Here is a 6,484-nt window from a genome sequence, read left to right on the forward strand (position 1 = left end):
AACCGCTCGCGGTCCAACTTCATCGCTGCGTGCCCTCAGTCCGTGTACGAGTACGTGTACCGCTTCGCTGAGTACGTGTACGGAGTGGGAGCCGAACTACGATTCACAACGCGCGCGGAGCGCACGTTCCACCTTGGATTCAACGCGCGCGGAGCGCACGTTCCACCTTGGGGACGGTCATTGCAGGGGCACGGCGTCGATGCAGCGCTTGAACTCGCGATGCCAGTTGACGACCGTGCCTGCCTGTTTCAAGTAGGAATCGAGTCCCATCAGGGCGCGCACCAGGAAGACCCGGTGGCCCGGAGCCTTGAACACGCGGTTTTCGAAACCGATGGCGGCCACCTCCATGCCCTTCTCCACCGAGTTATATTTGCGCGGGTCGTAAGAACGGTCGCGCAATACCGGCTCGAAGATCACGTTCATGATCTTCACCAGGGGCTTGGGATCGTCGCCGGCATCCATGAATCCGAGCGCCACGAAACTCTCGGCCATCGCCGCCTCGTCGCGACCGATGGTCGCATGGGCCAGACGGTGATACGCCCGGCGGATCGGTTCCGGGAAGACGCGGATCGATCCGAAGTCCAGAATCGCCAGCTTCGGATGGTAGGTCACGAGATAATTGCCCGGGTGCGGATCGGTGTGCAGAACCCCGAACTCGAAGACCTGCCGCCACACCACCCTGAAGTACTTGAGAGCCACCCAATCCTTCGTCGCCTGCTCGACGCCCGGAGCGAGAATGTCCTTGAGCGGATACCCCTCGACCAGGCCCATGGTGAGCACGCGTCGCGAGGACAGCGAAGGATAGACCGCGGGAATGACGACCTCGTCGTCGGCGGCGAACATCTTCTGAAAGCGCTGGATGTTGCGCGCCTCGTTGACGTAATCGAGTTCTTCGTGCAGGCGCTCCTCGAGTTCTCGGGCGACGTCGGACTGGTCGATCTTCTGGCGCATGACGTCGCGTCCGATCATCGTGAACGTGTGCAGCAGGGCCTTCATGTTCTGGAGATCCTGCCGCACCGTCTCCTCGACCCCCGGGTACTGCACCTTCACGACCACGGTCGAACCGTCCTTCAGCCGTGCCCTGTGCACCTGGCCGAGCGACGCCGCCGCGAACGCCTCTTCCTCGAATTCCGCAAACAGCCGTTCGGGCGGCGAACCGAGCTCGCGCACGATTTGTTTACGGATCAGCGGGTAATCCATCGGCGGCACCGACGACTGCACCACGGACAATACGCTCAGGGCTTCCGCGGGCAGGATGTCGTCGCGCATCGACAGCATCTGCACAAGCTTCATGAACGCGCCGCGCAACTCCTTCGAGCGTTCGACGATCTTGATCGCACTCTTGATGTGGGTGTCGAGCAGCGCCTGCTGGCGCTGGTCGCTCGACCGGAACGGCCACCGCACCGCCTGCCACACGTAACTCGACCCCACCGAGGTGGCGAGGCCGCCAACGGAAAGCACGCGTTTGGCTCGCCCCTGCGTAATGCGCGTGCGGGGCCTGGCAGCGTCCGAGGTCTTCGGCATGCGGACCGATTCTAGCGACAATCGCAGCTTTCGGAAGCCGCCGGCCCAAATCAGCGCCCGGTACTCTTCGCCGCGCGAGCCCTGGCTCGCTTGCCTCTGGCCCGCGACCCGCCGCTTCGCGCTCTCGGCTCGAGTTTCGGGCCTGCGGGCTTGCGGCTTCGGACCTTCGACTTCGGACCGGGAGCCGCGGACTTCGGACCGGCAGCCTTCGACCTGACGGCTTGAACCCGCGCTCCGCGCTGTTCCGCCGCGCCGCTCTCCCGGGCGCGGCGCGCCGCCACCCAGCCGGCGCGATGCACCTGCTCGCGGCTGTTGAACACCAGCGCTCCCGCCGGGACGTCACGCCGCACGGTGGTCGCCGTGGCAATGTAGACGTCGTCGCCGATCGTCACCGGTGCAACCAGTTGCGAATCGCTACCCACCTGGACCCGATCGCCGACGACCGTCTGGTGTTTGCGAAAGCCGTCGTAGTTGCACGTGATCGTCCCGGCGCCGACATTGACGTCACGCCCCACGCGCACGTCGCCGAGGTAAGCAAGGTGGTTGGCCTTGGTTCCGGGACCGAGCACGGCGTTCTTCGTTTCGACGAAGTCGCCGATGTGAACCCCGACGCCGAGGTGGGTTCCCGGCCGCAGATGCGCAAACGGCCCGACGGCAACGTTATCCTCGACTCGCACCTCGGTCATGACGACGCCGAACTTGACGTGCACGTCGTTGCCGAGGGTGGCGTCGACGAGAAACGCGCTGCCGTCGAGGCGGCAGTTCTCGCCGATCGCAGTCGCTCCTCGTAAGGTCACGTTCGGTCCGATCACCGTGTCGCGTCCAATGCGCACTTCGGGCCCGATGTAGGCCGTGGCTGGATCTTCGATAGTCACCCCGGCATCCATCCACCGGCTGGTAATTCGCGCCCGCAGTTCGCCTTCGCGCGCCGCCAGATCGCCGCGCGAGCTGATCTGAATGCCCTCGTCGCCCAGCGCCGCCGCACTGGCGATCGTTAGACCCTGGGCCCGGGCGAGGGCCACTATGTCGGTGAGGTACAGCTCGGCCTGGGCGTTGGTCGGTTCGAGGCCGGCCAGGGCATCGAACAGGAAGGACGAGGCGGCGCAGTACACACCGACATTGATTTCGCGGATTGCCCGCTCCGCGGGGGTCGCATCGCGCTCTTCGACAATCCTGACGACAGCTCCGTGTTCGTCGCGCACGACGCGGCCGAAGCCATGCGGATCGTCGACCGTAGCGGTGAGCAGCGACACCGGCGCGTTGGCGGCGCGGTGCGCGGCAACCAGATCTCGCAGACTCTCCGGCCGGAGAAAGGGCAGATCGCCGTTGACCAGCAACAGGTCGCCGTCGAAGTCGCCGAGCACACTCCGCGCCGCCACGGTGGCGTCGCCGGTGCCGCGTTGCTCGGCCTGCACCGCGAAGCGTACCCCGTAGGACAGACAGGCGGCGCGCACCGCTTCGGCCTGGTACCCGACGACGACCACAATCGGATCCACACCGATGCCGCGCAGCGCCGACAGCGGGTAAGCGATCAACGGCCGGCCGCCGAGATGGTGCAACACCTTGGCAATCCCGGACTTCATCCGCGTGCCGAGTCCAGCGGCAAGAACGATGGCTCCGGTCATCTGAAGGGTGATTAGAACGTCAGCGCGGGCTGACGCCCGCAACCCATTGCGGATTGCGGAATGCGGATTGCGGAACTCATGAATTCGTCGTTCGCAATCCGAAATCCGCATTCCGAAATTCTTCGCACCATGCGATCAAACACGGAACTCGTAAACCAGGGGGCTAAGGGTACATGGAATCGGGATCGCGCCGAGCCAACAAACTGACTCCGAACGGCCAACGACGCTTTCCCGGGTGAGCCTTACTGAGGCTCCTCCCCCGCCTCTCCATCCATCTCGACTATATCCTCCGCCTCTCCACGCACGTCCTCGTCGGGGTCCTTCAGGGCACTATGAATGAGCGGCCACCTGGACTCGTCCTCGCTGTCCGCCACGATGCGCAGCGCCGCCGCCCGCACATCCGGATCGCTGTCGCCAAGCGCAATCGACAACGCATCCAGCGGCGGGTTGTCGGTAACGAACGTCAACTCTTCGAGGGCGGCCAGTCGCACTTCCGGGTCCTGGTCGGACAGCGCCTGAGTAAGAACCGGCACTGCCGAATCGCCTCCGTACGCGTCAAGCGACTCCAACGCCCGAATGCGCTCCTCCGGGTCCGGATCGCTCAGGGCTTTGGCGCGCATCACGTCGAACGTCTCGTCCGGCATCCTCGCCGGTTCATCGGCCGTCGACTCGTCCGCGCCGGCGGCCGCCCGCTTCGGCACGCGCTGGCGGTCCCCAACGGCACGTCCCTCACCGGCACCGCCAACGACGCGGCGATCCCGCGTCTCCGGTTCGCCGCCCATGGAACGGGAAGAACTTCCCGGATCGCGGCGCTCGGCACGTCGCTCTGAGGAACGCGGCTTGGCCATGGGCATGCCTGCGGGCGGAACCCCGCGCGCCGCAATCGCCTCACGCCCGGGGGCGTCCTCGTCGACATCCCCGCTCCACGTGAACCAGAGCAAGCCGAGCCCCGCTACAGCAATGACCGCTAACACCAGCGGGCCGGCTCCAAACCGCTTGTTCATAAGTCGCCTCTCGTTCGCGACGCCGCGACCCGGGGGAGGAGGTTGCAAGAACCCGGCGGCGGAATCGCTCGTATTACCCTCTGAACACTACCTTGCGCCGGAGACGCGGCGCAACCTCTCGGTGGGCAGACCGCCGCCGTCGCCTCCGGCGCGGCCACGTAGCGCTTGACAAGTTTTCCCTGCGGGGCGCACAATCGCAGCCGTCTGGCAACTCGTTGACGGACGGGGACGTTTCCCAACCAGGCAAGGTGACCTTTTTTTTGAGTCAACGCAGTAGGCATAGGTCATGCGATTTGATAAGGGACTTTATCCCAGAGTAGACGAGATACCCTGACGACCGGAACATGCGGGATCTGTACTTGGAAACGGCGGGCCCCTGGCGGCGGTCGCGTCGTCCACGGCAGGGGGGCTCTTCGACACGGAGGAGGTGCCGAATGAGAAACACCGGATTCTGCTTCTTGGTAGTGACGACGCTGGCCGCGGTGGGTTACACCCCGGCTAACGCGGCCCTGTTCGGGACCGTACCGAACGGCGGCGACACCACGCTGGTGGTCATCAACACCAGCACCGGAGCCGCCACGGCCGTCGGCCCGATCGGCGCCGTGGACGTGCAGGGCCTCGCCGGCCGCCCCGGTGACGGCAAGCTCTTCGGCGGCACCAATAACGCCAACAGTGCCAGCGCCGGCGAGGTGCTCACCATTTCGCCCGCCATCAACAGCTCCGGTACCGTGCTCGGGCCCGCCGACGGCGGGCCCGTCGGCGGCGTCGCACTGTCGCCGACAACGTCGGTCATGTACGCGACGTGCAGCCGCTTTACTACGGGACCGAAAAAGCCGGACTGCCTGTGTACCGTCAACCAGCTCACCGGCGAGTTGACTCCGGTCAACGAGTTCAACCACCTCGACCCCGGCTGGACCATCGCCAACTTCAACGGCCTGGCCGCCAGTCCGGGAGGAGTTCTTTACGCCTCGACGACCAAGACCGGCAATCCGGGTTCCAGCGAGCCGCGTCTGTACACGGTGAACACGACAACGGGCATCTCCTCCGTGGTCGGCCAGATCCGCGACGGCTCGAACGTACAGCTCAACGCCGGCGTGGTCGGCCTCGAGTTCGTCGGCGGCGTCCTGTACGGCTCGACCGACGACGCCCGCATCATCACGATCGATCCGGCCACCGGCGTCTACACGCTGGTCGGCTCGACTGGAGTTGGAAGCGTTCAGGGCCTCGCCGATCTCGGCGTCGTCACCCCGGCGCCCAGCGCCACACCAACGGGCCCGACGCCGACCGCGACCCCGGGGCCCTGCATTCCGGGCATGCCGGCAAACCCCTGCGTCCCAGGCGGCGGCTCGACCAAGACCGACTGCCAGCTCGAATGGGTGGTCAACCCGGTGCCGCTGCTGAAGAACGGCATGCCGGTACCCGACCTGAAAAACGGTGTACAGCGCAACCGAGCCTACTGCTACGACGGCGACCCGCGCTGCGATTTCGACGGCGTCAAAGACAACTCCAGTTGCACCTTCCGCATCGGACTGTGCATCAACAACACCGACGCCCGCTTCCCGGCGTGCACCCCTCTCGACCTGTCGTCCATGGAAGTGAAGGGTCCCAACCCGCGATCGCTCAAGGATGCCGCCGACTCGGCGAACCTAGCCACGCTCGAGGGCATCGCCGACGGCGCACCGGGCGGCTTCGGGGTCAACGTGTTCCGTGGCCGGACCGTCCACATACCCGGCATCTCCAATCCGCTGCCGAACCGCTGCAGCGCCTCCTTCGATCTCGTGGTCCCCTGCAAGTCCAGCTCGCGGGGCCCGCGTAAGGCCAAGAAGACCTTCAAGCTCAAAGCCGCTTCGAGCGCGGGGCTCAAGGACTCGGATTCGCTCAAGCTCGAGTGCCGCCCCAGCACCTGCGGCAACAGCATCGTCGAGAGCGATCACGAAACCTGCGACGACGGCAACCGCACGAATGGGGACGGCTGCAACCAGGCGTGCATCATAGAGGTCGCCACGCCGACCCCGACGCCCGCCCCGCCGACGGCCACGCCGACGAATACCGTGCCGGTGGGAGCGACCAACACGCCGACCAGCACACCGACCCAAACGCCAACCGACACTCCGTCGGGACCCACCAATACTCCCACAGAAACCCCGACGATTACGGAGACACCGACCATTACGGCAACTCCGAGTGTGACGCCGACTCAGGGCGTAACGATAATTCCGCTCCGGATTTTCCCCGGCGGCGGTGCGCCGCTGATCTGTCAGGGCACCTGCTCGGGCGGGCCGACTCCGGGCAAGGTCTGCGGTAACAACGCCGACTGCGGCAGCGGCGGTA

The 6,484-nt window shown here is 65.8% G+C and carries 4 protein-coding genes; 1 reads left to right on the plus strand and 3 read right to left on the minus strand.

From position 1 onward, the window contains the following. Positions 1-177: 177 nt before the first annotated feature. The 3 genes from L6Q96_17585 to L6Q96_17595 all read right to left on the minus strand — a co-directional run bounded on the left by L6Q96_17585 (position 178) and on the right by L6Q96_17595 (position 4,153). On the minus strand, positions 178-1,524 hold the full coding sequence (locus L6Q96_17585; protein ID MCK6556369.1) for an AarF/ABC1/UbiB kinase family protein: 1,347 nt from the start codon (positions 1,522-1,524) through the stop codon (positions 178-180). A gap of 50 nt (positions 1,525-1,574) precedes the next feature. Beyond that, positions 1,575-3,149, minus strand: coding sequence for a bifunctional UDP-N-acetylglucosamine diphosphorylase/glucosamine-1-phosphate N-acetyltransferase GlmU (glmU, locus tag L6Q96_17590; protein MCK6556370.1), 1,575 nt, complete (start codon positions 3,147-3,149; stop codon positions 1,575-1,577). A 242-nt stretch (positions 3,150-3,391) separates the two neighbouring features. Next, positions 3,392-4,153 carry a HEAT repeat domain-containing protein gene (locus L6Q96_17595; protein MCK6556371.1) on the minus strand — a complete coding sequence of 254 codons (762 nt, stop codon included), beginning with the start codon at positions 4,151-4,153 and terminating at the stop codon, positions 3,392-3,394. A 434-nt stretch (positions 4,154-4,587) separates the two neighbouring features. On the opposite strand from L6Q96_17595, the gene L6Q96_17600 reads away from it, so the two are divergent. After that, a partial coding sequence (locus tag L6Q96_17600; protein ID MCK6556372.1) for a hypothetical protein occupies positions 4,588-6,484 on the plus strand: 1,897 nt, incomplete at its 3' end.

Source organism: Candidatus Binatia bacterium (assembly GCA_023150935.1).
In the GTDB taxonomy this organism is placed as follows: domain Bacteria; phylum Desulfobacterota; class Binatia; order HRBIN30; family HRBIN30; genus JAKLJW01.